This window comes from Streptomyces humi (genome assembly GCF_001005085.2).
Lineage (GTDB): Bacteria > Actinomycetota > Actinomycetes > Streptomycetales > Streptomycetaceae > Streptomyces > Streptomyces humi.
Window position 1 is genome coordinate 88,734 of the sequence record NZ_LBMU02000037.1, and the last position, 23,676, is coordinate 112,409.

Genomic DNA, 23,676 nt, shown 5'->3' on the forward strand with positions numbered 1-23,676 from the left:
CGTGGGACGGTTCTTGTGCCGGGTATGCGGCGATCCGCCCCGGGTGTGCGCCTTCGCGCATTGACCCTGTCCGGCTGCCCCCGTATGCTACAAGTTGCGCTGCGGGCCTGCGCACCTCAGACGTAGCAGGCTGCGCTCGCATCTGTTGTATGCCCCCTCGGTTTTCGAGGCGCCACCAGCGGTTTTGTGTGGCGCTTCCTTGGCTGTCCGGTCTTCATCAGAGCGAAACGGGCTCCCGGCGTAAGCAGTACCTACGACTTCAATGTCCGTACCGGAGCCCTTTCCCACATGACGAGCAGCACCGAGACCACCGCCACCACCCCGCAGGTAGCGGTCAACGACATCGGTAACGAGGAAGCCTTCCTCGCCGCGATCGACGAGACGATCAAGTACTTCAACGACGGCGACATCGTCGACGGCGTCATCGTGAAGGTCGACCGGGACGAGGTCCTGCTCGACATCGGTTACAAGACCGAAGGTGTCATCCCGAGCCGAGAGCTCTCGATCAAGCACGACGTCGACCCCAACGAGGTCGTCGCCGTCGGTGACGAGATCGAGGCCCTTGTCCTCCAGAAGGAGGACAAGGAAGGCCGCCTGATCCTCTCGAAGAAGCGCGCCCAGTACGAGCGTGCCTGGGGCACCATCGAGAAGATCAAGGAAGAGGACGGCATCGTCACCGGTACCGTCATCGAGGTCGTCAAGGGTGGTCTCATCCTCGACATCGGCCTCCGCGGCTTCCTCCCGGCCTCCCTGGTCGAGATGCGCCGCGTCCGCGACCTCCAGCCCTACGTGGGCAAGGAGCTCGAGGCGAAGATCATCGAGCTGGACAAGAACCGCAACAACGTGGTCCTGTCCCGCCGTGCCTGGCTGGAGCAGACCCAGTCCGAGGTCCGCCAGACGTTCCTCACGACCCTCCAGAAGGGTCAGGTCCGTTCCGGTGTGGTCTCCTCGATCGTCAACTTCGGTGCCTTCGTGGACCTGGGTGGCGTCGACGGTCTGGTCCACGTCTCCGAGCTGTCCTGGAAGCACATCGACCACCCGTCCGAGGTTGTCGAGGTCGGCCAGGAGGTCACCGTCGAGGTCCTCGACGTCGACATGGACCGCGAGCGTGTCTCCCTGTCGCTGAAGGCGACCCAGGAAGACCCGTGGCAGCAGTTCGCCCGCACCCACCAGATCGGCCAGGTCGTGCCCGGCAAGGTCACGAAGCTGGTTCCGTTCGGTGCGTTCGTCCGCGTGGACGAGGGCATCGAGGGTCTGGTCCACATCTCCGAGCTGGCCGAGCGCCACGTGGAGATCCCGGAGCAGGTCGTCCAGGTCAACGACGAGATCTTCGTCAAGGTCATCGACATCGACCTCGAGCGCCGCCGCATCAGCCTCTCGCTGAAGCAGGCCAACGAGGCCTTCGGTGCCGACCCGGCCACGGTCGAGTTCGACCCGACCCTGTACGGCATGGCCGCGTCCTACGACGACCAGGGCAACTACATCTACCCCGAGGGCTTCGACCCCGAGACCAACGACTGGCTCGAGGGCTACGAGACCCAGCGCGAGGCGTGGGAGCACCAGTACGCCGAGGCGCAGCAGCGGTTCGAGCAGCACCAGCAGCAGGTCATCAAGAGCCGCGAGGCCGACGCCGCTGCCGCCGCCGAGGGTGGCGACGCCGCGGGTGCCGCTCCGGCCGCGGGTGGCGGTTCGTACTCCTCCGAGGGTGCGGACACCTCCGGCGCGCTCGCTTCGGACGAGGCGCTCGCCGCGCTCCGCGAGAAGCTGGCCGGTGGCCAGAGCTGAGGCCCAGCCACTGTGGCGCCTAGCCACTGAGGCCTAGCCGCTTCACCGAGGGCCCGCACCTTCCGAGGTGCGGGCCCTCGGCATGTTCCGAGGTGCCGGCCTTCGCATGTTCCGAGCTGCCGGCCTCCGTGTGTTCCGGTACCGCGCGCCCACCGGGAACTTCCCGGCGCCCCTCGGGAGTTGCCATGCCGCGGCCCGGCACGAAAAGGCGGTGAGAGGACGGCGGACCAGGAATGCCCACGTCGTGCGACGCGTTGTCACGTACGAACACGAGGAGGAGCGGTCACAGTGCTTGATCCGCAGGGTTTGTACGCATGGGAGCCGAAGGGCCTCGCCGTCGTCGACATGGCGCTCGCCCAGGAGTCGGCCGGTCTTGTCATGCTCTACCACTTCGACGGATACATCGACGCGGGCGAGACCGGCGACCAGATCGTCGAGCGGCTCCTCGACTCGCTGCCCCACCAGGTCGTCGCCCGCTTCGACCACGACCGGCTCGTGGACTACCGGGCCCGCCGCCCGCTGCTGACCTTCACGCGGGACCGCTGGACCGAGTACGAGGAGCCCGGCATCGAGGTCCGGCTGGTCCAGGACGCCACGGGGGCGCCCTTCCTGCTGCTGTCCGGCCCCGAGCCGGACGTCGAGTGGGAACGTTTCGCCGCCGCCGTACGGCAGATCGTGGAGCGGCTCGGGGTCCGCCTGTCCGTGAACTTCCACGGCATCCCCATGGGCGTCCCGCACACCCGCCCGGTGGGACTCACCCCGCACGGCAACCGCACCGACCTCGTCCCCGGCCACCGCAGCCCCTTCGACGAGGCCCAGGTGCCCGGCAGCGCCGAGGCGCTGCTCGAATACCGGCTCATGGAGGCCGGCCACGACGTCCTGGGCGTCGCCGCGCACGTTCCGCACTACATCGCCCGGTCGCCCTATCCGGACGCCGCCCTGACCGTCCTGGAGGCCGTCACGGGCGCCACCGGGCTGGTGCTCCCGGGTGTCGCCCACGCCCTGCGCACGGACGCGCACCGCACCCAGACGGAGATCGAACGCCAGGTCCAGGAGGGCGACGAGGAACTCACCGCCCTCGTACAGGGCCTCGAGCACCAGTACGACGCGGCCGCGGGCGCCGAGACCCGGGGCAACATGCTCGCCGAGCCGGTGGAGATCCCCTCGGCGGACGAGATCGGCCTGGAGTTCGAACGCTTCCTCGCGGAGCGGGAGGGCGACAACTAGGGCCCGCCGCCGAGGTTTCCTGGACCTGTCCGGGCCGGTGTCGGTGGCAGGCCCTAAGCTGCTGGGCATGCTGAAAGTTGGCCTCACCGGCGGGATCGGCGCCGGCAAGAGCGAGGTGTCGCGGCTGCTGGTGGAACACGGCGGCGTGCTGATCGACGCTGACCGCATCGCGCGTGAGGTCGTCGCGCCGGGCACGCCGGGCCTGGCGGCCGTCGTCGAGGCCTTCGGCCCGGACGTCCTGGCCGCCGACGGCAGCCTGGACCGGCCGCGACTCGGCTCGATCGTCTTCGCCGACCCCGAGAAGCTGGCCGTGCTCAACTCGGTCGTGCATCCCCTCGTGGGTGCCCGCTCCCGCGAACTGGAGAGCTCGGCCGCCGCCGACGCGGTGGTCGTCCACGACGTCCCGCTCCTCGCGGAGAACGGCCTCGCCCCGCTCTACGACCTCGTGGTCGTGGTCGACGCCGCCCCCGAGACCCAGCTCGACCGGCTCACCCGGCTGCGCGGTATGACGGAGGAGGACGCCCGCGCGCGTATGGCCGCACAGGCCACCCGCGAGAAGCGCCTGGAGATCGCCGACATCGTCATCGACAACGACGTGCCCCTGGACGTGCTGCGACGGCGGGTCGCGGAGGTCTGGGCCGAGCTCGTGCGCCGGGCGCGGGAGTCGGCCCCGAGCTAGCGGGCGGCCGTCTTCGAAATAGCGGACACCCGTCCGGGCGTTGAACCGCTTCAGCGAGGGAAGGACTTTGCCGTGCCCGAGACCAGCGGTTCGACCGGACGTACTCCGGAGACGCATGTCATCGATTTCCGTGCCGCCGAGCAACTGCTCAACGCACGGGACCCACGGGGCGCGGTGAAGCTGCTCGACGGAGTGATCGCCGCGCACCCCGAGAACACCGCCGCCCGGCTGCTGCGCGCGCGTGCCTTCTTCGCCGCCGCGCAACTACGGCCCGCCGAACTGGAGTTCACGATCGTTCTGGAGCGGGAGCCGGACAACGCGTTCGCCCACTTCGCGCTCGCCCGCACGTATGAGCGCCAGGGCCGGGCCGACCTCGCGATACGTCACTTCCGGCTGGCGGCCGCACTGGACCCGAACCCCGAGTACCTGAAGGCGGCCCGCTTCGACAGCGGTACGTGAGCGGACCCTCGCCCATGGTGTCCGGGCCGGCCGGGGAGGGCGGGCTCACGGGTGACGGTGCTGCGGTGGGCGCCGGAACGGCGGCGGGCGGGAGTCCGGCTGACGGGTGTCCGCCGGGCGGTACGGCGGTACGTCACGGCCCGGCTGGTAGTGCGGGCCCTGCCGCATGTGTCTGAGGATCATGGTCATGTCGACCGTGGCCACCAGCCACAGCACCCCGCAGGCGATCGCCCAGCCGGGGCGTCCGACGAGCACGAACACCACGGTGCCGAAGATCGCCCAGGCGACTCCCCACAGGCTCAGCCACAACCGCGCCCGCAGCGCGCTGCGCGCGGTGGTCGGTTCACTGCCCGTACGCATCCCGGATCACCACTCCTCCTAGCAACGTACTCTTCGACGAGGGCGTTCACCAAGGGGCGAGGACGCCCACCAGGGACGCGTACGCCGAGAGGCGCGTACGGGCCCCGGGACGCCCACGCCGGGAGGCGCGTACGGCCCACCAGGGACTCGTACGCCGAGAGGCGCGTACGCCAAGGGACGCGTTCACCAAGGGGGACCGCACGTGCTGCCGGACGCCGACGACCTGCCCGACCTGCTCCTCGATCTCGCCGTGCCGCACGAGGACGTCAACGAGGTGACCGCACGTCTGCGGACCGTGACGACCGACCCCGGGGTGAGACGGCTCCTGGAGGAGTGCGCCGAGGACGTGACGCGCGTCGTCAGGGAGGTCGACGACCCGGCCGGACTCGGGGACCGGGCCGCCCACGCCCCGACCGCCCTCGGCGAGTACTTCCTCGTGTACGTCTTCCTCTTCGCGGTGCCGCGCGTGCGTGCCGCGCACCGGGAACTCGGCATCCCCGACGACATCGGCCGGCACACGCTCACCGACCTCGGCCGCGGCATGGCACTGCACCGCAGAAGGTACGGCCGCGGGGGCCTCGGTGTCCGCCAGGCCCACTGGCTGACCCGCCACTTCTGCGGCGAGCTCTACCAGCTCGGGCGGCTGCAATACGAGCGGGCGGGGCTCGGCACCCGGACGGCACAGGCGATCACCGCCGCCGGAACCGCGGTCACCGCCGACAGTCCCAGCCTGAACCTGCACATCCCTGACTTCCTCGGACCGCTCACCCCGGCCGCCTGCGACCGTTCCGTGCTCCGGGCCCGGGAGTTCTTCGCCCGGTACTTCCCCGACGAGTCCCCGGCCGTCGCGACCTGCCACTCCTGGCTGCTCGACCCGCAGCTGCGGCAGCACCTCCCGGCCGACTCCAACATCGTCCGCTTCCAGGAGCGGTTCCGGCGCGGCTGGGACGACCGGGAGCCGGCCGACAGCACGCCCGTCGGCTTCGTCTTCGGTGACCCCGACCTCCCGGCCCGCGACCTGCCCCGGCGTACGTCGCTGGAGCGGGCGGTCGGCGACCGGCTGCGGGCCGGCGGCCACTGGTACATCGGGCACGGATGGTTCCCGTGGGAGCAGTGACGATCTCCGGCGTCACCTGACGATCTGTCATCGTCTGTGATCTGCCATCGTCGGTACGGTGCGGGAAAGTTCCCGTCGGGTGCCGAACGACTCGAACGAGTGAACCATCGCGGTGCGGGAACGGCTGTGCGGTGGCCGGCCGTTCTTCGGGCATGACGGTTGAAATGCGTGAGGGATACGAGGGAACAGGACCCGGTGCGATCACGCCGGACGGCTGCGCGGTGGAGTTCTACTCGCGGCTGGCCGTGGGGAGCGAACCGGACATCATCGAGGCGGCGGTCCCCGCCGGTGCCCGCGTCCTCGAACTGGGCTGCGGAGTGGGGCGGGTGACGCACCCGCTCGTGGAACGCGGCTTCACGGTCACGGCGGTCGACGAGTCGGCGGAGATGCTGGAGCGCGTGCGAGGGGCGCGCACGATACGCGGCACCATCGAAGGGCTCGACCTGGGCGAGAAGTTCGACGTGGTGATGCTCGCGTCGTTCCTGGTGCACACCGGAGACCTGGAGGTGCGCCGGGGCATGCTGCGGACCTGCGCGGCGCACGTGGCCGCGGACGGCTGTGTGCTCGTCCAGCGGGAGGGCGCGGACTACCACACGAAGGTGCCCAGGGAGCGGGTCGACCCCCATGGCTACACCGTCCGGATCGTGTCGGCCGAGCCCGTCGGCGACGGGGTGAACTCGGTGCGCGCGGAGTACGAGTTCCCGGACGCGACCTGGACCCAGACGTTCCTGGCCCGGCCGCTCACCGCGGAGCAGTTCGAGGAGGCGCTGGCGGAGGCGGGACTGGAGGTGGCGGAGTATCTGACGGAGGACAGGACATGGGTGCGGGCGGTACCCGCGGCCCGGCGGACCCCGTCGGCCCCGGCTGCCTGACGGCCCCGCAGCCCCGGTCCACCCGGCTGCCTGACGGCCCCGCAGCCCCGGTCCAGGTGGGTGCGGTCCGGCGGTGCTCCCCGCCGACGTCGTCGGGAGGCCGAGGGGGGCACCGCTGAGTGGGTCGTCCGCGCTCAGGTCGTCCGCGCTCAGCTCGCCAGCTCGGCCGGGGCGTTCAGGAGCGGGAACAGCTGCGAGATCTTGTTGCTTGCGCGATAGCCGTCGGGCACCCCCTCGACCAGGGCGACCATCGAGCTCGCGTGCTCGGTGCGGAGCGGCAGGATCGCCTGGTAGTCCGGGGACTCGTACCACTCCTGCGCGCGGGCCGTGTCGGGGAACTCGAGGATCACGACGTCTCCGTTCCAGGTGCCCTCGTGCTCGACGAGCCGTCCGCCGTGCACGAGGAAGCGACCGCCGTACGGTGCCATCGTGGCCTCGATGCGCTCGATGTACTCCGCGATCTCCGGGCCGACGTCGACGTTCCGCAGGTACCCGACCACGTATGCGCGCGGCGCCGTCATGCCGGCACCTTGTCCAGGAAGCCGCGCACGTCCTGGATCCGGCCCGACGCGTCCAGCACCAGGACGTCGAACCCGATCACCAGCGGCTCGGCGCCCTCCGGTCCCAGACCCCAGCGGAACCGGACCTGGCTGTGGTGGGCGTCGGCCTCGCCGACCTGCGTGAACACGAAACCCGGGAACTGCGCCTGCACGCCGTCGACGATCGCGGTGATCCCCTCGTGGCCGGAGACCTCGGCCATCGGGTCGGTGTAGGTGACCTCGGGCGACCAGTGCTCGGAGACGAGCTTCGCCCGCTCGTCGCCGGTCGCGTTCCAGGTGGCCAGGTACTTCTCGACGATGCCGTTCATGTTCGTCTCTCCGTCCGTCTCGATCGGCTGATGACCCAGATCCTGGCCCCGGGCGGGGCGTCCGATCCATGACCTCACAGGTCATGGCACCCCGGACCCGGCCGCTTAGACTCGCGGACATGAGCGTTGCAGTCGAAGTCCCCCCGGTCGGTGCGCTGTTGAGGACCTGGCGTGAACGGCGCCGGTTCAGCCAGCAGGAGCTGTCCAACCGGTCAAGGGTCTCCACCCGGCACCTCAGCCGGGTGGAGACCGGCAAGGCGCACCCGACACCGGAGATGCTCATGCACCTCTCCGAGAACCTGGACGTGCCGCTGCGGGACCGCAACCGGCTCCTGCTGGCCGCCGGTTACGCACCCCGCTACCAGGACCACCAGCTGGACGACGCGTCGATCGCGGTGGTGATGGACGGTCTGCGCCGGCTCCTCGACGCCCACCTGCCGTATCCCGCACTGCTGCTGGACGAACACTGGGACATCGTCGACGCCAACGCGGCCGTTGATCAGCTGCTGGCCGGTTGCGCGCCGGAGCTGCTGGAGCCACCGGTCAACGTGGTCCGGGTCAGCCTGCACCCGGGCGGCCTGGCGGCCCGGATCGGCAACCGCGCGGAGTGGGGCAGCCACCTGCTGCAACAGGTGCGACACCGGGCCGAACGCAGTCATGACCAGCGTCTGCACGAGCTGGCCGGGGAGGTGGCCGGGTACCTCGGCACGGCCGCTGCCGCCACGCGTGCCGAGGGACCGGTGGTCACCCTCGAAATCGAGGTGGACGGCACCCCGCTCCGGTTCTTCAGCACCTCCGCCACCCTCAGCACCGCCACCGACGCCGCACTGGAGGGACTGCACCTGGAGACGTTCCTGCCGGCCGACGAGGAGACCCGGCGCCGGTTCGACCGGGCGGAGTGAAATCCAGGGAATCCGGTGCGGCGGCGATGAGTTCTCCGGCGGCCACGGGTCTACCTCTGTGACAGCAGCAGAGACCGTTTCCCCAGGAGAACCCCATGTCCGAGACCACCGCTCCCGTCTCCCTCACCGCTTCCGCCACCCCCGCGACCCCGGCCGTCGCCCGGTCCGCGACGTCCGGTGGCCGCCGGGCCGCCCGCCTCGCCCTGCGCACGGTGCAGGTGCTGCTCGCCCTGTTCTACGCCGCGGCGAGCGCGCTGCCCAAGCTGATCGCGCATCCCTCCGCCGTGGAGTCCTTCGACAGGATGGGATGGGGCAGCGCGGGCATGTACACCATCGGTGCGCTCGAACTGGCCGGTGCCGTCGCCCTGCTGGTGCCGGTGCTGCAATCGGCGGCGGCGACGGCGCTCAGCGGGCTCATGGTGGGCGCGTTCATCGTCCAGATGACCGTCTTCGACGGCCAGTACGCGGCGACCCCGCTGATCCTGATCGTGCCGCTGATGCTGATCGCCTGGGCCCGGCGCGAACAGAACGCGCGGCTGTGGGCGCTGGTGCGGGGACGGAGCTGAAGCACCGGGCGAAGGGGAGCGAACCGGCCCCACCCGCCCTCACCCGGCCCCGCTGCGCCCCGGTGGATCACCGTCCGCCGGGGCGTCCGCCGCTCGGCCGGCCGGTGCTGCCCGGGCCGCCCGGGCCACCCGTCCCGCCAGGTCCGCCGATCCCGCCGAGGCCACGGAGCCGTTCCAGCTCGCGGCGGTCGCGCTTGGTGGGGCGGCCGGTGCCGCGGTCGCGCAGGCCGATCGGGGCGACGGCCTCGCGGGGCGGAGGCGGCGGCGAGTTGTCGACGTAGCACTGGGCGGCGACGGGGGCGCCGACCCGCTTGCGGATCAGCCGCTTCACGATGACGATCCGTTCCCGTCCCTCCTGGCGCACCCGCACCTCGTCACCGACGCGCACGGAGTGGGCGGGTTTGACGCGCTCGCCGTTCAGCTGGACATGCCCGCCCCGGCAGGCGGTGGCCCCCATGGAGCGGGTCTTGATCAGCCGCACGGCCCAGATCCAGCTGTCGATCCGGACACTCTCCCCGGGAGCCGGCGCGGCGGCCTCGGCGGCGGCGACCGCCGCGGCGACGGCGGCGGGATCGGGAGCCTCGGCGCTCTGCGCCGGCTCGGCCGCGGCGGAGGCGCCCGTACCGGCACCGGCACCTTCGCGTGCCGCGCTGCCGTTCACGTCCTGAGAAGACATGCCCCGACCTTAACGCGCCCCCGAGGGGCGTGGGGAACCGCGCGAGCTGCCACGACCGAACCCCGGTGGCCCCCCGCACACTCACCTCGGCCCTACCGTTGAAGCATGCACCACACCCCCCTCGCCGACCTGGACGCCCGTGTCAGCGACTGCCGCGCCTGTCCCCGGCTGGTCGCCTGGCGGGAGGAGGTGGCGCGCACCAAGCGTGCCGCGTTCGCCGACTGGACGTACTGGGGGCGGCCCGTTCCCGGCTTCGGGCCGCCCGACGCCCGCCTGTTGATCGTCGGCCTGGCCCCGGCGGCGCACGGCGGCAACCGCACCGGGCGGATGTTCACCGGTGACCGCTCCGGCGACGTGCTGTACCGGGCGCTGTACGACGTCGGGCTCGCCTCGCAGCCGACGGCGGTGAGCGTCGACGACGGACTCGAACTGTACGGCGTGCGGATCACCTCGCCGGTGCACTGTGCCCCGCCCGACAACAAGCCGACGCCCGCGGAGCGCGACACCTGCCGCCCCTGGCTGGTGGAGGAGCTGGCGCTGCTGCGGCCGACGCTGCGGGCCGTCGTCGTGCTCGGCGCGTTCGGCTGGCAGGCCGCGCTGCCGGCGTTCGCCGCGGCGGGCTGGACGGTGCCGAGGCCCCGCCCGCGCTTCGCCCACGGCACCCGGGTCGACCTGGGCGGCCTGGACCTCTTCGGCTGCTTCCACGTCAGCCAGCGCAACACCTTCACCGGCCTGCTCACCCCCGAGATGCTCCGCGACGTGCTGCGGACGGCGGCGGAGACGGCCGGGCTGCGCTGAGGCACTCAGACCAGGCGGGCCGCCGCCACCGGCCGGTCACCGACCGGGTGGGTGCCGGTGGTCGCGGAGGAGTTGACGCTCCAGCGGTAGCGGGAGAACTCACCTGTGGCGTCGGACGCGTAGAACATCATGTGGCCGATGCCGACGCCCTGGAAGTTCTCGCCGTCGACGTTGCTGACCATGCGCGTGTCCGGGTACCGCGGGTAGTTGGAGAGGCCGTGCACGCCGTGCGGGTCGGAGGTGCAGTCGACGATCTCGACGGCGTACTGGGTCTCGCCCGGGAAGTCGGCCACCCCGCTGAAGATCCCCTTGACCTCGCGGACCAGCACGATGTGCCCGGTGTTCGCGGTGTCCTGCCCGTTGTAGTCGACCGCGATCAGGTCGCCGGGCCGCAGATCGGCGACCCTGCGGACGGGACGGAGGCGCGGGCCGCCGCTGTTCCTCAGGAAAGCCTGGCAGTAGTCGGCGGCCTCGGGGCCCTTCTCCCCGAAGTACTGGAGGAAGTAGGCGTCGGTGGCCCAGCCGTAGGTGTGCCTGAGCAGCGCGGTGACGAAGGACGAGCAGCGGGCCCGGGACACCCAGCTCGCGAGGTCGTCCGGCCGGCCCCAGGTGACGGTGGCCGTCGCGTCCATCAGGTAGACGTTGTTGGCGTCCGCCGTGGCACCGCTGATCAGCGAGACCTCGTCGGCGCTCAGTGCCCGTCCGTAGCCGCGGACGTCGCTGATCGCACCCTTGAAGCGGTTCACGTAACCGCCGTCCCAGCGGGCCCGGCCGATGCTGAGGCCCTGGGGCGCGGCCCAGGAGAGGGCGGTGCCGGCGCTGCCTTCCAGCACGCCGTTCACGTACAGCTTGATGCTCGTGCCGTCCCAGACGCCGGTCAGGTGGGTCCAGACACCGGTCCTGTCGACGGGCCGGGCACCGAGGGCGGAGACCTTGACCGCCTGGTCCTCGCTGCGCACCTTGAAGGCCCAGGTCCTGGCCGAGTCGTCGTACTGGAGCAGGAAGCGGCTGGCGCTGCTCCCGTCCTGGCTCACGGCTGTGTACATGTTCGTCAGGACGGCGTCGTCGGCCAGCCGCACCCAGGCCGCGACCGTGAACGGGGCGGTGGTGTCCAGCACGGAGGCGGCGGCCGCGTACGCGGCGGAGGTGCCGTCGAAGCTCAGCTCACCGCCCGCCCGCAGGCTGGTCCAGCCCGCCCCGGAGCCCAGGGTGACGGGGTGCTCCAGGCCGGAGCGGTCGGCGGCGGAGCCGTCCAGCGGCCAGTGGCCCGCGAGTCCGGTGGGCAGGTAGCCGGCCGCCAGCATGCGCTGGTACTGCACCATCCGCTCGGCCTCGGCCAGATGCGGTGCGGTGACCGGGGTGAACGGCGTGTCCAGCGGGGCGTCGGCCGCGGCGGTCCCCGTGCCCGCCGCCGTACCGGCCAGCGTGCCCATCCCCACGAGCGCGGCTCCGCTCAACAGCCCCCGTCTGCTCACCATGGTCATGCACTCCCCGTGTCGATGTGATCGGCCCGCCAGCCTAGGGGACGGTCAGCCGGCGGTCAGCCGCCGGTCTCCTCGTCGAACAGGTGCCTCACCGTCGACCGGTAGTTGGCACGCACGTGGCCGAGCGCGAGGGTGCGGGCGCGGTCGGGGTCGCCGGAGGCGATCGCCTCGTACAGCTCGCGGTGCTCGGTGAGGAGCTGGGGCCACTCCTCGTTGCGCCGGGTGAGCCAGCGGAGCCGGCCGTCGACCGGTTCCATGACCGAGATGAGCAGGCTGTTGCCCGCCAGGGCGAGGATCCGGTCGTGGAAGCGCGTGTTGACGTCGGTGATCGTCTCGGCGTCGTCGGACCTGGTCGCCGAGGCCGCCTGGTCGAGCAGCTCCCGCAGTTCGGCCAGTGCCTCGGGTGTCGCCCGCGCGGCCGCCAGCCCGGCCGCGTACACCTCCAACGCCTCGCGCAGCTCGAAGAGTTCCTTGACGTCGGTCGGGGTCAGCCGGCGCACGACCGTACGGCGGGCCGACTCGAAGAGCACGAAGCCCTCGGCGACCAGAGCCCGGATCGCCTCCCGGACCGGCACCCGGGACACCCCGAACCGCTCGGCCAGTTCCCGCTCGACCAGCCGGTCACCCGGGGCCAGCCGCCCCTCGATGATGTCCTGCCGCAGGGTGGCGAGCACGTGCTCGCGCACCGCGCCCAGGGGTTCGATCTTCGTAGTGGGGGAGCCCATGAGGTCATTTTCGCCGACCCGAGGGGGCTTTTACGGAGCCGTAACGGGACGGACATCGGTCAGAACGCTTGACGGGAGGACCATGACCGCAGTTTGGTATACCAAACGCGCGATACAGCCCATCCGCGGCACTCGGCGGCAGCACCCGCAGCCGCCCTCCTCCCTCCCCGCCCCGTAGTTTCTGGAGGCCCCGTGTCCCTGGCCGACCGCGCCGAAGCCACCGGCGCACCCGCGTTCGTCCCCGACCCCCGGCTCACCAACGAAGACCTGGCCCCCGCCGAGCAGCGGAACTGGAAGGTCTTCGACCTCTTCGCGATGTGGATGTCCGACGTCCACAACCTCGGCAACTACACCTTCGCCGCCGGTCTGCTGGTCCTCGGCATGAACGTCTGGCAGGTCTTCACCTCCCTCCTCGTCGGCTTCGTGCTCATCTACGTCGGCATGAACTGGATGGGCAGGATCGGCCAGCGCCACGGAGTGCCGTTCCCCGTGGTCAGCCGCATCAGCTTCGGCGTCTGGGGCGCCAACATCCCCGCCCTGATCAGGGCCGTGATCGCCATCATGTGGTACGGCATCCAGACCTATCTGGCGTCCGTCGCCGTCAACGTGATGCTGCTGGCCGCCTGGCCCGGCCTGAAGTCCCTGACGGAGACCTCCTTCCTCGGCCTCGACACCCTGGGCTGGATCTCCTTCGTCTCGCTCTGGCTGGTCCAGGCGGCGATCATCAGCCGGGGCATGGAGTCGGTCCGCAAGTTCCAGGACTTCTGCGGCCCGGCGATCTGGCTGGTCATGATCGCCCTCGCGGTCTGGATCCTCGCCAAGGCCCACTGGACCATCTCGCTCACCTCCACCCCGCACCCGGTCTCCACCGGCGAGCAGTGGCGCCAGTGGTTCGGCGCGATCGGGCTGATCCTCGCCACCTACGGCACGCTGATGCTCAACTTCTGCGACTTCTCGCGCTTCGCACCCGACTACCGCACCGTGCGCCGCGGCAACTTCTGGGGCCTGCCGATCAACTCGACGGCGTTCGTGGTCGTCTCGGTGATCGTGACCGCGGGTTCGCTGGAGGTCTTCGGCGAGGCCATCACCGATCCCGCCGAACTGGTCGCCAAGGTCGGCAACACCTGGGTCCTGGTGGTGGCGGCCCTGACCTTCGCGGTCGCCACCATGGGCGTCAACATCGTCGCCAACTTCGTCTCACCCGCGTACGACCTGGCCAACGTCTGGCCCCAGAAGATCAGCTTCAAGGTCGGCGGCATGATCAGCACGGTCGCCGCGCTGGTCGTCACCCCCTGGAACCTGTTCTCCAACCCCACCGTCGTCAACTACTTCCTCGGTGGCCTCGGCGCCTTCCTGGGACCGCTGTTCGGCGTGATCATGGTCGACTACTACGCGATCAAGCGCGGCAGGGTGGACGTGCGGGGGCTCTTCGACGCGGCGCCCGGCTCCCCGTACCACTACCGCAAGGGCGTCAACCCCAAGGCGCTGTGGGCGTTCCTGCCCTCGGCGGCGGTCGCGGGCGTGCTCGCGCTGGTGAAGACCTTCAGCGACGTGGCGCCGTACTCCTGGTTCATCGGCACCGCCCTGGCCGCCGGCCTGTACCTGGCGCTGGGCCGGGATGACCGGGTCCCCGAGACCGAGGAGGCCTGACGGACGTGCGGATCGTCGTCACCAACTGCAACACCACGCAGGAGATGACCGAGGAGATCGTGCGAGGTGCCCGGGCCGCCGCAGGCCCGGGCACCACCGTGACCGGGCTGACCCCCGGCTGGGGGCCCGAGTCGGCGGAGGGCTGGCTGGACAGCTACCTCTCGGCGGCCGCGGTCCTGGACACCCTGCGGACCTACGACGGGCCGCCGTACGACGCGGTGGTCATGGCCGGCTTCGGCGAGCACGGACGGGAAGGCGTAAGGGAGTTGCTGGACGTCCCGGTCGTCGACATCACCGAGGCCGCCGCGCATCTGGCCTGCCTGCTGGGCCGCCGCTACGGCGTCGTCACCACGCTGGACCGCTCGCGCGGGCAGATCGAGGACAGCCTGGAGACGGCGGGCGTCGCCCGCAACTGCGTGGCCGTGGCGGGCACCGGACTGGGCGTCCTCGACCTGGCCGGTGACCCAGGACGGACGGAGGCCGCGTTTCTGGCGGCGGCCGAACGGGTCCGGGACGCCGGCGCCGAGGTCCTCGTCCTCGGCTGCGCCGGGATGACGGGCCTCCAGCGGGTGGTGGGAGAGAAGCTCGGGGTCCCGGTCGTGGACGGCGTCGGCGCGGCGGTCAAGCTGGCTGAGTCGCTGGTCGCCCTCGGGCTCACCACCTCCCGCGCGGGGAGCTACGCGAAGCCGCTGGCGAAACGCCGGGCATGGGGGCCACGGCGCGCCTAGGAACGGCGGCCGAGCCCACACCCGGCCACCCGGCGGCCGGCCCGCGGCGGCGGGTTCAGGGCCGCCAGACGTACCGCACGTCCGGCTCAGGGCCGCCAGACGTACCGCACGTCCGGCTCAGGGCTGCCAGACGTACCGCACGTCCGGCTCCCGCTCCTCGTTCCCGCTGCCGTCCGTGGACTCGACGGCGACGAAGCCGTGCCGCTCGTAGAACCGGTGGGCGGGCTTGTTGACCTGGAACGTCCACAGCGTGAGCCCCCGCGGCGAGCGCTCCTTCGCCAGCGCGACGAACCGGTCACCGACACCCCGCCCCCGCCACGCGGGGTCCAGGTACAACTGGGACAACACATCCTCCGCGAGCACCATCACCCCCACGACACGACCGTCCGCCTCCGCGAGCCACGTCTCCCGCTCCGGCACCACCACGACCCGGAAGTACGCGCGCACCTCGTCGTCGGAGTGCGCCCGGACGACGGTCGGCAGCGCCGCACCGTACGACCGCAGCCACACGTCGGCGACGGCCCCGGCATCCGGACCACCTGCCCGCCGCAACACGACCCCACCGCTCACGCTCCGGCCCCCTCGGGTACGACGGCCGTGGCCGTGATCTCCACCAGCTGCCCGCTGTAACCCAGGCAGGCCACGCCGACGAGCGTCGAGGAATGCGGCCCCGCGCTGAGCCCGGACGCCTCGACGACCTCCCAGACGGCGGAGAGCACCGCGGTGTCGGCGCTGACGACGTACACGTCGGTCGCCACCACGTGCCCCATGTCGGAGCCCACCGCCCGCAGTTGCTCCTGGAGGTTCGCCAGCACCTGCCGGGCCTGCCGCACGGGATCCCCCGCACCGACCAACTCCCCCCGGGCGTCGAGGGGGACAGCCCCGGCGAGGAACGCGAGTCTCGTGCCGGCCGCCACGACGGAGGCGTGCGAGTAGGCCGGCGGTGGAAAGAGGGCGGTGGCGCTGACACGGCGGATCACGGCGGCTCCTGGGACAGACGGCGAAGAACCCCCCGATCATCCGAGAGACCACCCACCACCGCACCAGAATTATCCCCCCAGCCAGCGTGACCGAGCAGCTGTCGACCGGCCCCCGGTGAGTCGGCGCAGGGCGCCCGGCGCCTTCGACGAGGTGCGGGAGCGAGCCGACGTCGGTCCCGGCTGCCTGCCTCTGCTGGAGCAGGGTCGTGCCCGCTCCGGCCGTCAGTGGGAGAGGCGGTCGCTGCCGGGTTTCGTGCCCACGTACGCGAGGCGGAACGTCAATCGCTCGGGTACCAGGCGGAAGTACAGGCGTCCCTGGCCCGGTGTCATGCGGCCGTGCCAGGAGAAGCAGAGGTCCTGGCCGTGGCACTCCGGGTCCGGGAAAGTACACAGATGACGCCGGGACTGTGACTCGGGTGTGATGTGGGAGTTCTGCCAGTGTGGTTCGGGAGAGCGGGCGAGGTCCCAGTGGCCGGCGGCCGTGCACTGGAGGTCGGCGAGGAGACGGCGGACCGGCAGGAACCACTTCGGGTCGAGGGCGCGCAGATCACGGTCGAAGCGAGGAAGGCGTTCCAGGGACGGGAAGAACTCGTCCCAGGCGTCGAGGAGCAGGGCCGGACTGTTCAAGCCGCTCAGGCCGCGGTCGCGCACCCATGCCTCGTGTTCGTCGGCCTCGTCCGGTGCGGAGCAGTGCCGGACCCGGCCCTGACGGGACTCGATGTCGTTGTCACCGAGGCGGTTGACGTCGACGTCGAGCCAGGAGGTCGCCCATTTCTGTGTGACCGGAAGGCTGATGGCGATGCCGTCCATGAGGTGCGCGGCACCGATGCCGAGAGCCTGGCGTCCGTCGTGGAGGTGTTCGACCTCCGCCGGGTCGTGGCCGTTCGCCTCGAGCGTGCCGCGTACGGTGCTGCGGTCGCGAAGCCGCAGGATGTAGCGGTGCCGGTCCCGGTTGTGCGGAGTGGCGTTCACCCACTGCTGGTAGACGTAGCCGCGGGCGAGTTCGGCCGACTGGAGAGGGCTCTCGGTGACGAGCCCGACCTTCTGCCAGGTGCTGAGATGCTTCAGAGTGGCCACGAACGTGGCCATGGCCTCGTCGACACGTCTGGGTCCCGCGTCGGACTGGCACGACAGTTCGTTCAGGAATAACGACAGTGGCACTGCGGCCCTACCCCAATCGTGGTGCGTGACGGACGACCGTCAGTCAAGAAGCTGTTCGAGGGAGTTCTCCCACTCGTCGAAGAAGCCCGTCGGCCAGTCGGAGAGGGAACCGTCGCCGTTGATGCGCGGGGTGACGACGTCCGCGCGGTGGCCACGGCGGCGGAAGTAGTGCACGGCTGTGTGCGAGGCCGGGAGGACGCCCTTCTTGACCGAGAGACGCAGGCCGTTGAGGACATGGTCCGAATGGGTCTCCACGATCAGCTGCGCGCCGGCCGCGGCCGCGGCAGCGATGAGCGCGGCCATCCTGGTCTGGCCGCGCGGATGGAGATGGGCCTCCGGGTTCTCCAGCAGGATCAGGCTTCCCGGTCCCGCTGTCAGGCACGCGACGACGATCGGCAGGGCGTAGGTGAGTCCGAAGCCGACATTCGTGGGGCGACGGGGTGCCGAGGAGTCCAGGCCGGCCGTGCCGTCGAATCCGTAGCTGAGGCGTACGGAGTCGATGCCCGGGATCTCGGTGGCGTCGAGGTTGACGCCGGGGCACAGCTCCTGCATCCAGGCCACGACGTGGTCGAGGAAGGTGTGCGCACTCGCGCGCGGGTGGCGGAGCGGACCGTCGTCCATCGGGTGGGCGGCGTGATGCCGGAGGTAGTTGACGGCGTGTTCCCCCCGCGCCCCGAGAAAGGCCCGGCCGATGGCCTGGTGATGGGACCGGGGATAACTCGTGGCGGGAAAGATACGGTCGGCCCTGAGGTACTGGAAGCAGCGTCCGAAGAGTGAGTCGTCGTGAGGCAGGCCCGAAGCCGAGTGGAGCGGGAGTACGTCCTGTTCGGGGGCGTACCGGGCGAACCACTCATGGGTGTGCCCGTCGCTCGTGCGGATCCCGATGCCGATCAAGGGTGTGGGCAGCCCGGGGGAGCGTACGAAGTCCTCGTGGATCAGGTCCTGCCCGGTCCCCAACTCGACCAGGTCGCCGTTGAGGAGCAGGCCTCCCTGCTCCAGGGCCCCGTCGGTGGGGAACATGGTGAAGGATTCGTACGACTGCCGCAGCAGGGCGAAGGCTTGCAGGACCGTGCTCTTGCCCGACGAGTTGAGGCCGGTGAGCAGGGTGACCGGCGCGAGCGGGATGTCGGATGCCGGGAACGCCTTGAAGTTGGCCAGGGACACCTGGTCGATCACTGCACGCCGCCCCCGTTGCCGTTCAGGACGGTTCGGAACAGGTTGCGGATCCTGCCGAACCGGAAGGTCACTTTGGCCCGGTCGCCGGTGCCGACGGACACGGCCCGCTCGAAGTCCGGGCGGTGCATGACGAGTCTGAACCTCGACAGCACCTGCTCGCGGGACGCTACCAGGCTGTCACGCTCGGTGTCCGTGAGAACGGCCAGGTTCACCGCGACCGACTCGAAGATCGCCTTGTTGATGGGATTGCGCCACGACTGTCCTGGATACAGCTTGCGGAAGGCGTGTTCTCCGAAGATCGCCCGCGCTGACGTCATCGCCTGCTTGAACTCCCGGGCAAGCAGCTGCCGCTGTTCGTCGGTCAGCCTGTTGATCTGCCGCATCGTGCGGGCGAGGAACTGGTCGAAGTCGTGTGCCCTGAATTCGTCGGGCGGGGTGAGCCGGAACGCCAGGGCCCGCAGCACCATTTCGCGGTCGGACATACGGGTGTTGGCGACCCCGTTGCCGGTCGCGGACACGAACTCCGGCGACTCGGCGAGCGTGGAGAGCAACTGCCTGGCCGGCCCCGGGATCAGCGCGTGCCGGATCTCCTGCCGGGTGAGGGGAAGTCCGCCGGTGTTGATCCGGGCGAAGATGTTGAACTTCACCTCCTCCGGAGTGCCGGGCCGGATGACGTGCACGACCACCTGCGTCTCGTTCAGGCGGATCTGGAGCCGTCCCGTGAGGTCGTCGTACCCCTTGCCGGCGAAATCCCTCTGGAGGTACTCCAGGCCGCGCAGCCGCAGCGGCCCCGCATCGACACCCGCGAATTCGGCGAGCGCGTCAGGGGCGATGAACCGGGCGATGGCGGTCAGCCGCTGGATGCCGTCGACGATCGCCCATGAGCTGTCCTGGGACCAGGAACTGTCGTCCAGCTCGGCCGCGTAGAAGGAAGGAATGGGAATGCGGAGCAGCAGTGACTCGATCAGTCTGCTCTGCTGCTCGTCGGACCAGATGCCGGCCCGTCGCTGGAAGTCGGGCGCGAGGTCGATCATGCCGTTGCTCAGCCGGGACATGAGCAGGTTGATGGTGGGGTTGCCGGTCTGAATCTCGATCTTGGAAGGGTCGTACGGTGAGGTGATCCGGTCCGCCGTCTCCTCGGTGTCGGGATCCGTCACTTCCAGCTCGACGTTGGTACCGCGGCCGTCGGCGCCCACCTCGACCTGGAAGCCGTTGTGGTCCCCCGTGTCCATGTAGCGGCTGAACAGGGACGTCTGATCCCGTACCGCCTTGCGGCCGCCGACGTTCTCGTCCTGCGACATCTGCCCTCGCGTCCCGTTCCGGAGCCGGAAACGACTCGGTGTTACGTCAGTACGACGGTGTCGATTCTGCCGGACGAGGGGCGGGCGTCGCGTGCGCCGTTGACCGCCGGGTGGTGGCCCGGGTGAATGCGGTCCCGTTCCGGGGCATCGAAAATGCTTGGCAATCCCGGAGTTGGCGTTGCTACTTTCCTCTGCGTGGCGAAACTCAATCAGATCATCGCGGTCGAGAAGGGCATCAAGTCCAAGGCTCACCAGGACCTGACGTCGGCTCATCACGGGTTGCAGAAACCCGCGTTGCTGGCCGGTATCTCGCGGACGTATCAGCCGAAGGACGAGGAGGGTGAGCAACTGCCGCCCGAGTCCACGCGAGTGCAGGTCAAGGCCGAGGACGTGCTGCGGGAGACCTCGGCCACGCTGACGCGGCTCTTCGATGTGACCGCCACCAAGGACTGGGCCAACTGCGAGGCCAGGGCCGACGTGAAGGTCGACGGGCGGGTGCTGGTCGCCGGGGTGCCCGTGGCCTATCTGCTGTTCCTGGAGAAGCAGCTGGTCGATCTCAACACGTTCGTACGGAAGCTGCCCCTCCTCGACGCCTCGGAGTCGTGGGTCCAGGACCCCTCCACCGACGCCTGGAAGACCGAGCCGGTGCGGACCCTGCGCACCAGGAAGGTGCCCCGCAACCATGTGAAGGCCGAGGCGACGGAGAAGCATCCGGCCCAGGTCGAGGTGTACTACGAGGACGTTCCGGTGGGGTACTGGACCACCGTGAAGTTCTCCGGCGCCCTGCCCGCACGGCGCGTGAACGAACTCCTCGACCGCGTCGAGAAGTTGCAGCAGGCCGTCAAGTTCGCCCGAGAGGAGGCGAACGGCACCGACGTCGTCGACCAACGAGTCGGGGACGCCGTGTTCGGTTACCTCTTCGGGTGACCTTCCCAGACTCCCCGGCCCGACGTGGCCGGGGTGCGCGAGGAGCGCAAAGCTGAAGCTGAGCCTTGTCGTGAAGAGCGGTCGTACCCCACAGAACACGGGGCGGACCGCGTTGAATCTCAGACTCTCGCTCCAGACTCAGCATTCGCCGCCGATCGCCGGATCGACCGGGCCCGGGCCCCAGCACGTCGAAATGCAGGTTCAAGTCCTGCCCGCGCAGCTCGATGCGTGGTGGTCCAAAGGAAGGACGCGGCGACCTCACGACTGACCCGGGTTCTCAAGTGTGCCGGCGTGTGACTTTCGGCGGCATCCCGGGGCCCGGGGGCAGGCTACGCCCTCGGGCCCGCTCGCGTTCCCGGCCCCGAATCCAGGCCGCCCGGAATTGCGTTCATAAAGAACTCGGTCCTTCGGGACACATGTCACACCCGCGAAATGCGATCGAACCTTTTCGTACGGGAACCCGATCTACCGTTGGACAACGAAGCCAACAGCCCGGCCACCGTCGCCCGAAGGCACACCCCGCCCTCGTCCGGACAGGAGCCCCGTGTCCCGTCGTATCGCCCTGCCCCCGTGGCTCGCCCACGCCCTGCGCGCTCAGCGCGGGCCCGTGCCCTGGAGCGCGGTGACCAGAGGGGCGCTGGCCGCCGGGCCGCTGCTGCTCGCCGCGGTCATGGTCCACCGCACCTCCCTCGGCGTGGTCGCCGCCATCGCCGCCATGCTCGCCGGGATCAACGACCGGCCGGGCAGCCGGCGGGCCGCGGTGCGGCGGCTCGGGGCGCCCGCGGCGGCCGGTGCGGCGGGGCTGCTCGTCGGGACGTACGGCGGCGCGCACCTCACCGCCGTCCCCCTGACCCTGCTGCTCACGGGCCTCGGCCTGGTCGCCGGTGGCATCAGCGCCGTCGGGCCGGTCGCGTCCGGCGCCGGGACGCAGCTCCTGGTCGCCGCCGCCATCGGCGCCGGGATGCCGGTCGCGGAGGCGGGCTGGCAGCGGGCCCTCGCCTTCCTCGCCGGAGCCGGCTGGCTGCTGGTGCTGCGGCTCGCCCTGCCCACCCCCGGCGCGACCGCGGGCGACTACCGTTTCGACGGGGAGCGGGACGCCGTCGCCGCCGTCTACGACGCCATCGCCGACCTGCTCGAAGCCGTTGCCGGCGAGGCCGCGCTCGGCCGGCGGAAGGCGCTGAGCACCGCGCTCGACCATGCCCAGGACGCGCTCACCGGACCCCGGCTCAGGCGGTACGCCAGTTCCGCCGCCGAACGCCGGCTGCACACGCAGTACACCGCCGCGCTGCCCCTCGCCGAGGCCGCCACCGCCCTCGCCTGGGCCGGCGAACCGATATCCGGGCGGGCCGCCGAGGGACCCCGGCGGCTCGCCGCCGCCGTCCGGGAGAACACCGGCACCGGACCGTTGCCCGCGCCGTCCCGCGCGGTACCCGCACTGCGCGCCCTGGACGACGCGCTGCTGCGGGCCGCAGAGGCCTTCGACCGGTCCGAGGGCGCGGACCAACGGCCGCCCGCCCGCCGCCGCGGCCCCCGGGAGATCCTGCGCGCCGCGTTCGGCAGCGGCGGACGGGAGTACGGGCTGCGGGTCGCCCTCTGCTTCGGGGCCAGCGCCGCCATCGCCCAGGCCCTGCACCACACCCGCTGGTACGGCACGCACCAGCACTGGTACTGGCTGCCCGCCACCGCCGTCTTCCTCGTCAAGCCCGACCTAGGGCCGCTCGCCTCCCGGGTGCTGTGCCGGGCCGCCGGGACGGTGGTCGGCGCCCTCCTCTTCGCGGGCTTCGCCGCGGTGCTGCCCCGCCCTGAGGGGCTCATCGCCCTGGTGGCCCTCTGCGGCGCCCTCGTCCCCGTGTCCACCCGGCACTTCGGCGCCCAGACCGTCGTGGTCACCGTCCTGGTGCTCGCCCTGGTCATGGTCGGCGGTGAACCGCAGGCCTCCGTCAGCCGGATCGGCGAGACGCTGCTGGCCTGCGGGCTCGTGCTGCTCGTCGGGCATCTGCCGATGCCGGGGGAGCGCGGCGGCGGGGTACGGGCCCGGCTGGCGGCGGCCGGGCGGGCCGCGCACGCCTATCTCGCCCACGTACTGAGCGAGTCCGCCGACCGCGGCGAACGCTGGGCGCTGCGCCGCGAGGCCTACCGCACCCTCGCCGAGGCCCGCACCGCCATCGCCCTGGCCGCCGCCGAACTCCCGGCTCTGGCCCGGCACACCGAGGGCACGGACGCGGTGGCCGCCGTACTCGAACGGCTCGTGGACACCACGACCGCGTGCGCCGTGCACCTCGACGAGACCGGCCGGCTCACCGCCCGCCACACCCGGCAGCTGGGAGACCTGGCCGACGAGTTGGAGCGGGGCGGGCAGCGGCTCGGGGTCACGGTGCCGAGGATGCCCCTCGCCGCGTAGGAGAATTTCTCCGCCGCACCGATGAGTTCTCCGGCCGGCCGCGGTCAGCACCCGGAACCGACCGTCGTACTGGAGGGCCCATGTCGCTTCCGGAGATCGTCTCGCGTGAGCGGTGGCGTGCCGCGCGTGAGGAGTTGCTGCGCAAGGAGGAGGCACTGGCGCGGGCGCGGGACGTGCTCAACGCCGAGCGGCGCCGGCTGCCCATGGTCGAGGTGGACCCCGAGTACGTCTTCGAGGGCGGCGACGGCAAGGCGAACCTCCCCGACCTCTTCGACGGCCGGACCCAACTGATCGTCCACCACTTCATGTTCGCCCCGGAGTGGGAGGCCGGCTGCCCCGACTGCGCCGCCTTCCTGGACCAGATCGGCCACCTCGCCCATCTGCGGGCGCGCGACACCTCGTTCGCGGTGGTCTCCCGGGCGCCCTTCACCAGGATCCTGCCGTTCAAGGCGCGGATGGGCTGGACACTGCCCTGGTACTCCTCCTACCACAGCGACTTCAACCGTGACTTCGAGGCGACCCTCGTGGTGGACGACGAACCGGTCGAACGCCCCGGGCTCAGCTGCTTCCTCCGCGAGCACGACCGGGTCTTCCGCACCTACGCGGTGTACGACGGCGGACTCGACGGACTCGGCTCGACCGCGTCCCTGCTCGACCTGACCGCGCTCGGCCGGGCGCCCACGGGCAGCGACCGCGTGCGTTATCACGACGAGTACGAGGACTGACACAAGTGGTCACGAAAGTGGCCGAAAGTCAACGGACCCTCACCCTCCGCGCCGACGGCGTGTCGGCTGTGTCTCAGTACGGTCACCGGGCGAGCCATTCGTGTTCTCC

At 70.9% G+C, this 23,676-nt stretch carries 25 protein-coding genes; 14 read left to right on the top strand and 11 right to left on the bottom strand.

Annotation, left to right across the window (positions count from 1 at the left end):
• Window positions 1-288 precede the first annotated feature (288 nt).
• The 4 genes from rpsA to AAW13_RS16375 all read left to right on the top strand — a co-directional run bounded on the left by rpsA (window position 289) and on the right by AAW13_RS16375 (window position 4,150).
• Window positions 289-1,785 carry a 30S ribosomal protein S1 gene (rpsA, locus tag AAW13_RS16360; RefSeq protein ID WP_046729628.1) on the top strand — a complete coding sequence of 499 codons (1,497 nt, stop codon included), beginning with the start codon at window positions 289-291 and terminating at the stop codon, window positions 1,783-1,785.
• A 288-nt stretch (window positions 1,786-2,073) separates the two neighbouring features.
• Window positions 2,074-3,012: a PAC2 family protein gene (locus AAW13_RS16365; protein ID WP_046729629.1), complete on the top strand. Its 939-nt coding sequence runs from the start codon at window positions 2,074-2,076 to the stop codon at window positions 3,010-3,012.
• Window positions 3,013-3,079: 67 nt separating this feature from the next.
• Window positions 3,080-3,691: a dephospho-CoA kinase gene (gene coaE, locus AAW13_RS16370; protein WP_046729630.1), complete on the top strand. Its 612-nt coding sequence runs from the start codon at window positions 3,080-3,082 to the stop codon at window positions 3,689-3,691.
• Between the two features lie 72 nt (window positions 3,692-3,763).
• The gene (locus tag AAW13_RS16375) at window positions 3,764-4,150 is read left to right on the top strand and encodes a tetratricopeptide repeat protein (protein WP_046729631.1); all 387 of its coding nucleotides are present in this window, start codon (window positions 3,764-3,766) and stop codon (window positions 4,148-4,150) included.
• Window positions 4,151-4,195: 45 nt separating this feature from the next.
• Here the strand turns inward: AAW13_RS16375 and AAW13_RS16380 are convergent, their stop codons facing one another.
• On the bottom strand, window positions 4,196-4,510 hold the full coding sequence (locus tag AAW13_RS16380) for a DUF6343 family protein (protein ID WP_046729632.1): 315 nt from the start codon (window positions 4,508-4,510) through the stop codon (window positions 4,196-4,198).
• Window positions 4,511-4,712: 202 nt separating this feature from the next.
• Here AAW13_RS16380 and AAW13_RS16385 point away from each other — a divergent pair, with 202 nt between their 5' ends.
• Together AAW13_RS16385 and AAW13_RS16390 are read left to right on the top strand one after the other, a co-directional pair.
• Window positions 4,713-5,627, top strand: a complete 915-nt coding sequence (locus tag AAW13_RS16385) for an acyltransferase domain-containing protein (RefSeq protein ID WP_046729633.1) — start codon at window positions 4,713-4,715, stop codon at window positions 5,625-5,627.
• Between the two features lie 164 nt (window positions 5,628-5,791).
• Window positions 5,792-6,499: a class I SAM-dependent methyltransferase gene (locus tag AAW13_RS16390; RefSeq protein WP_046729634.1), complete on the top strand. Its 708-nt coding sequence runs from the start codon at window positions 5,792-5,794 to the stop codon at window positions 6,497-6,499.
• A gap of 149 nt (window positions 6,500-6,648) precedes the next feature.
• Here the strand turns inward: AAW13_RS16390 and AAW13_RS16395 are convergent, their stop codons facing one another.
• Window positions 6,649-7,020, bottom strand: coding sequence for a DUF1330 domain-containing protein (locus tag AAW13_RS16395; protein WP_046729635.1), 372 nt, complete (start codon window positions 7,018-7,020; stop codon window positions 6,649-6,651).
• Window positions 7,017-7,367: a nuclear transport factor 2 family protein gene (locus AAW13_RS16400; protein WP_046729636.1), complete on the bottom strand. Its 351-nt coding sequence runs from the start codon at window positions 7,365-7,367 to the stop codon at window positions 7,017-7,019. The genes AAW13_RS16395 and AAW13_RS16400 overlap by 4 nt, the downstream gene beginning before the upstream one ends.
• 119 nt (window positions 7,368-7,486) lie before the next feature.
• On the opposite strand from AAW13_RS16400, the gene AAW13_RS16405 reads away from it, so the two are divergent.
• Together AAW13_RS16405 and AAW13_RS16410 are read left to right on the top strand one after the other, a co-directional pair.
• Window positions 7,487-8,269, top strand: coding sequence for a helix-turn-helix domain-containing protein (locus AAW13_RS16405; RefSeq protein WP_046729637.1), 783 nt, complete (start codon window positions 7,487-7,489; stop codon window positions 8,267-8,269).
• Between the two features lie 95 nt (window positions 8,270-8,364).
• Window positions 8,365-8,835 (top strand): DoxX family protein, encoded by a 471-nt coding sequence (locus AAW13_RS16410; protein WP_046729638.1) that lies wholly within the window; start codon window positions 8,365-8,367, stop codon window positions 8,833-8,835.
• A 67-nt stretch (window positions 8,836-8,902) separates the two neighbouring features.
• On the opposite strand, the gene AAW13_RS16415 is transcribed toward AAW13_RS16410, so the two are convergent.
• Window positions 8,903-9,511: an RNA-binding S4 domain-containing protein gene (locus AAW13_RS16415; RefSeq protein ID WP_046729639.1), complete on the bottom strand. Its 609-nt coding sequence runs from the start codon at window positions 9,509-9,511 to the stop codon at window positions 8,903-8,905.
• A gap of 105 nt (window positions 9,512-9,616) precedes the next feature.
• Here AAW13_RS16415 and AAW13_RS16420 point away from each other — a divergent pair, with 105 nt between their 5' ends.
• Window positions 9,617-10,309, top strand: coding sequence for a uracil-DNA glycosylase (locus tag AAW13_RS16420; protein ID WP_046729640.1), 693 nt, complete (start codon window positions 9,617-9,619; stop codon window positions 10,307-10,309).
• Window positions 10,310-10,314: 5 nt separating this feature from the next.
• Here AAW13_RS16420 and AAW13_RS16425 read toward each other — a convergent pair whose 3' ends face one another.
• Both AAW13_RS16425 and AAW13_RS16430 read right to left on the bottom strand, forming a co-directional pair.
• Window positions 10,315-11,787 (bottom strand): LamG domain-containing protein, encoded by a 1,473-nt coding sequence (locus AAW13_RS16425; RefSeq protein WP_046729676.1) that lies wholly within the window; start codon window positions 11,785-11,787, stop codon window positions 10,315-10,317.
• Window positions 11,788-11,849: 62 nt separating this feature from the next.
• A complete protein-coding gene (locus tag AAW13_RS16430) occupies window positions 11,850-12,518 on the bottom strand; it encodes a GntR family transcriptional regulator (RefSeq protein ID WP_046729641.1) in 669 nt (222 codons plus the stop codon).
• Between the two features lie 192 nt (window positions 12,519-12,710).
• Between AAW13_RS16430 and AAW13_RS16435 the strand changes: the two genes are divergently transcribed.
• Together AAW13_RS16435 and AAW13_RS16440 are read left to right on the top strand one after the other, a co-directional pair.
• Complete coding sequence (locus tag AAW13_RS16435) at window positions 12,711-14,168, top strand: NCS1 family nucleobase:cation symporter-1 (protein WP_046729642.1); 1,458 nt, start codon at window positions 12,711-12,713, stop codon at window positions 14,166-14,168.
• A gap of 5 nt (window positions 14,169-14,173) precedes the next feature.
• A complete protein-coding gene (locus AAW13_RS16440) occupies window positions 14,174-14,896 on the top strand; it encodes an aspartate/glutamate racemase family protein (protein WP_046729643.1) in 723 nt (240 codons plus the stop codon).
• Window positions 14,897-15,013: 117 nt separating this feature from the next.
• On the opposite strand, the gene AAW13_RS16445 is transcribed toward AAW13_RS16440, so the two are convergent.
• The 5 genes from AAW13_RS16445 to AAW13_RS16465 form a co-directional block, all read right to left on the bottom strand.
• Window positions 15,014-15,466 carry a GNAT family N-acetyltransferase gene (locus AAW13_RS16445; protein ID WP_046729644.1) on the bottom strand — a complete coding sequence of 151 codons (453 nt, stop codon included), beginning with the start codon at window positions 15,464-15,466 and terminating at the stop codon, window positions 15,014-15,016.
• Window positions 15,463-15,876, bottom strand: a complete 414-nt coding sequence (locus tag AAW13_RS16450) for a RidA family protein (protein WP_046729645.1) — start codon at window positions 15,874-15,876, stop codon at window positions 15,463-15,465. Before AAW13_RS16450 ends, AAW13_RS16445 begins: the two co-directional genes overlap by 4 nt.
• Window positions 15,877-16,098: 222 nt before the next feature.
• Window positions 16,099-16,953: a hypothetical protein gene (locus AAW13_RS16455; RefSeq protein WP_143145011.1), complete on the bottom strand. Its 855-nt coding sequence runs from the start codon at window positions 16,951-16,953 to the stop codon at window positions 16,099-16,101.
• A gap of 123 nt (window positions 16,954-17,076) precedes the next feature.
• Window positions 17,077-18,213: an AAA family ATPase gene (locus AAW13_RS16460; protein ID WP_046729647.1), complete on the bottom strand. Its 1,137-nt coding sequence runs from the start codon at window positions 18,211-18,213 to the stop codon at window positions 17,077-17,079.
• Window positions 18,210-19,514, bottom strand: coding sequence for a DUF262 domain-containing protein (locus tag AAW13_RS16465; RefSeq protein WP_052768556.1), 1,305 nt, complete (start codon window positions 19,512-19,514; stop codon window positions 18,210-18,212). The genes AAW13_RS16460 and AAW13_RS16465 overlap by 4 nt, the downstream gene beginning before the upstream one ends.
• Window positions 19,515-19,709: 195 nt before the next feature.
• Between AAW13_RS16465 and AAW13_RS16470 the strand changes: the two genes are divergently transcribed.
• From AAW13_RS16470 to AAW13_RS16485, 3 genes are all read left to right on the top strand, one after another.
• Window positions 19,710-20,441, top strand: coding sequence for a DUF7873 family protein (locus AAW13_RS16470; RefSeq protein WP_046729648.1), 732 nt, complete (start codon window positions 19,710-19,712; stop codon window positions 20,439-20,441).
• 622 nt (window positions 20,442-21,063) lie between these two features.
• Window positions 21,064-22,842, top strand: coding sequence for an FUSC family protein (locus tag AAW13_RS16480; protein WP_046729649.1), 1,779 nt, complete (start codon window positions 21,064-21,066; stop codon window positions 22,840-22,842).
• Window positions 22,843-22,922: 80 nt separating this feature from the next.
• Window positions 22,923-23,567: a DUF899 domain-containing protein gene (locus AAW13_RS16485; RefSeq protein ID WP_046729650.1), complete on the top strand. Its 645-nt coding sequence runs from the start codon at window positions 22,923-22,925 to the stop codon at window positions 23,565-23,567.
• The last annotated feature ends 109 nt before the right edge of the window (window positions 23,568-23,676 follow it).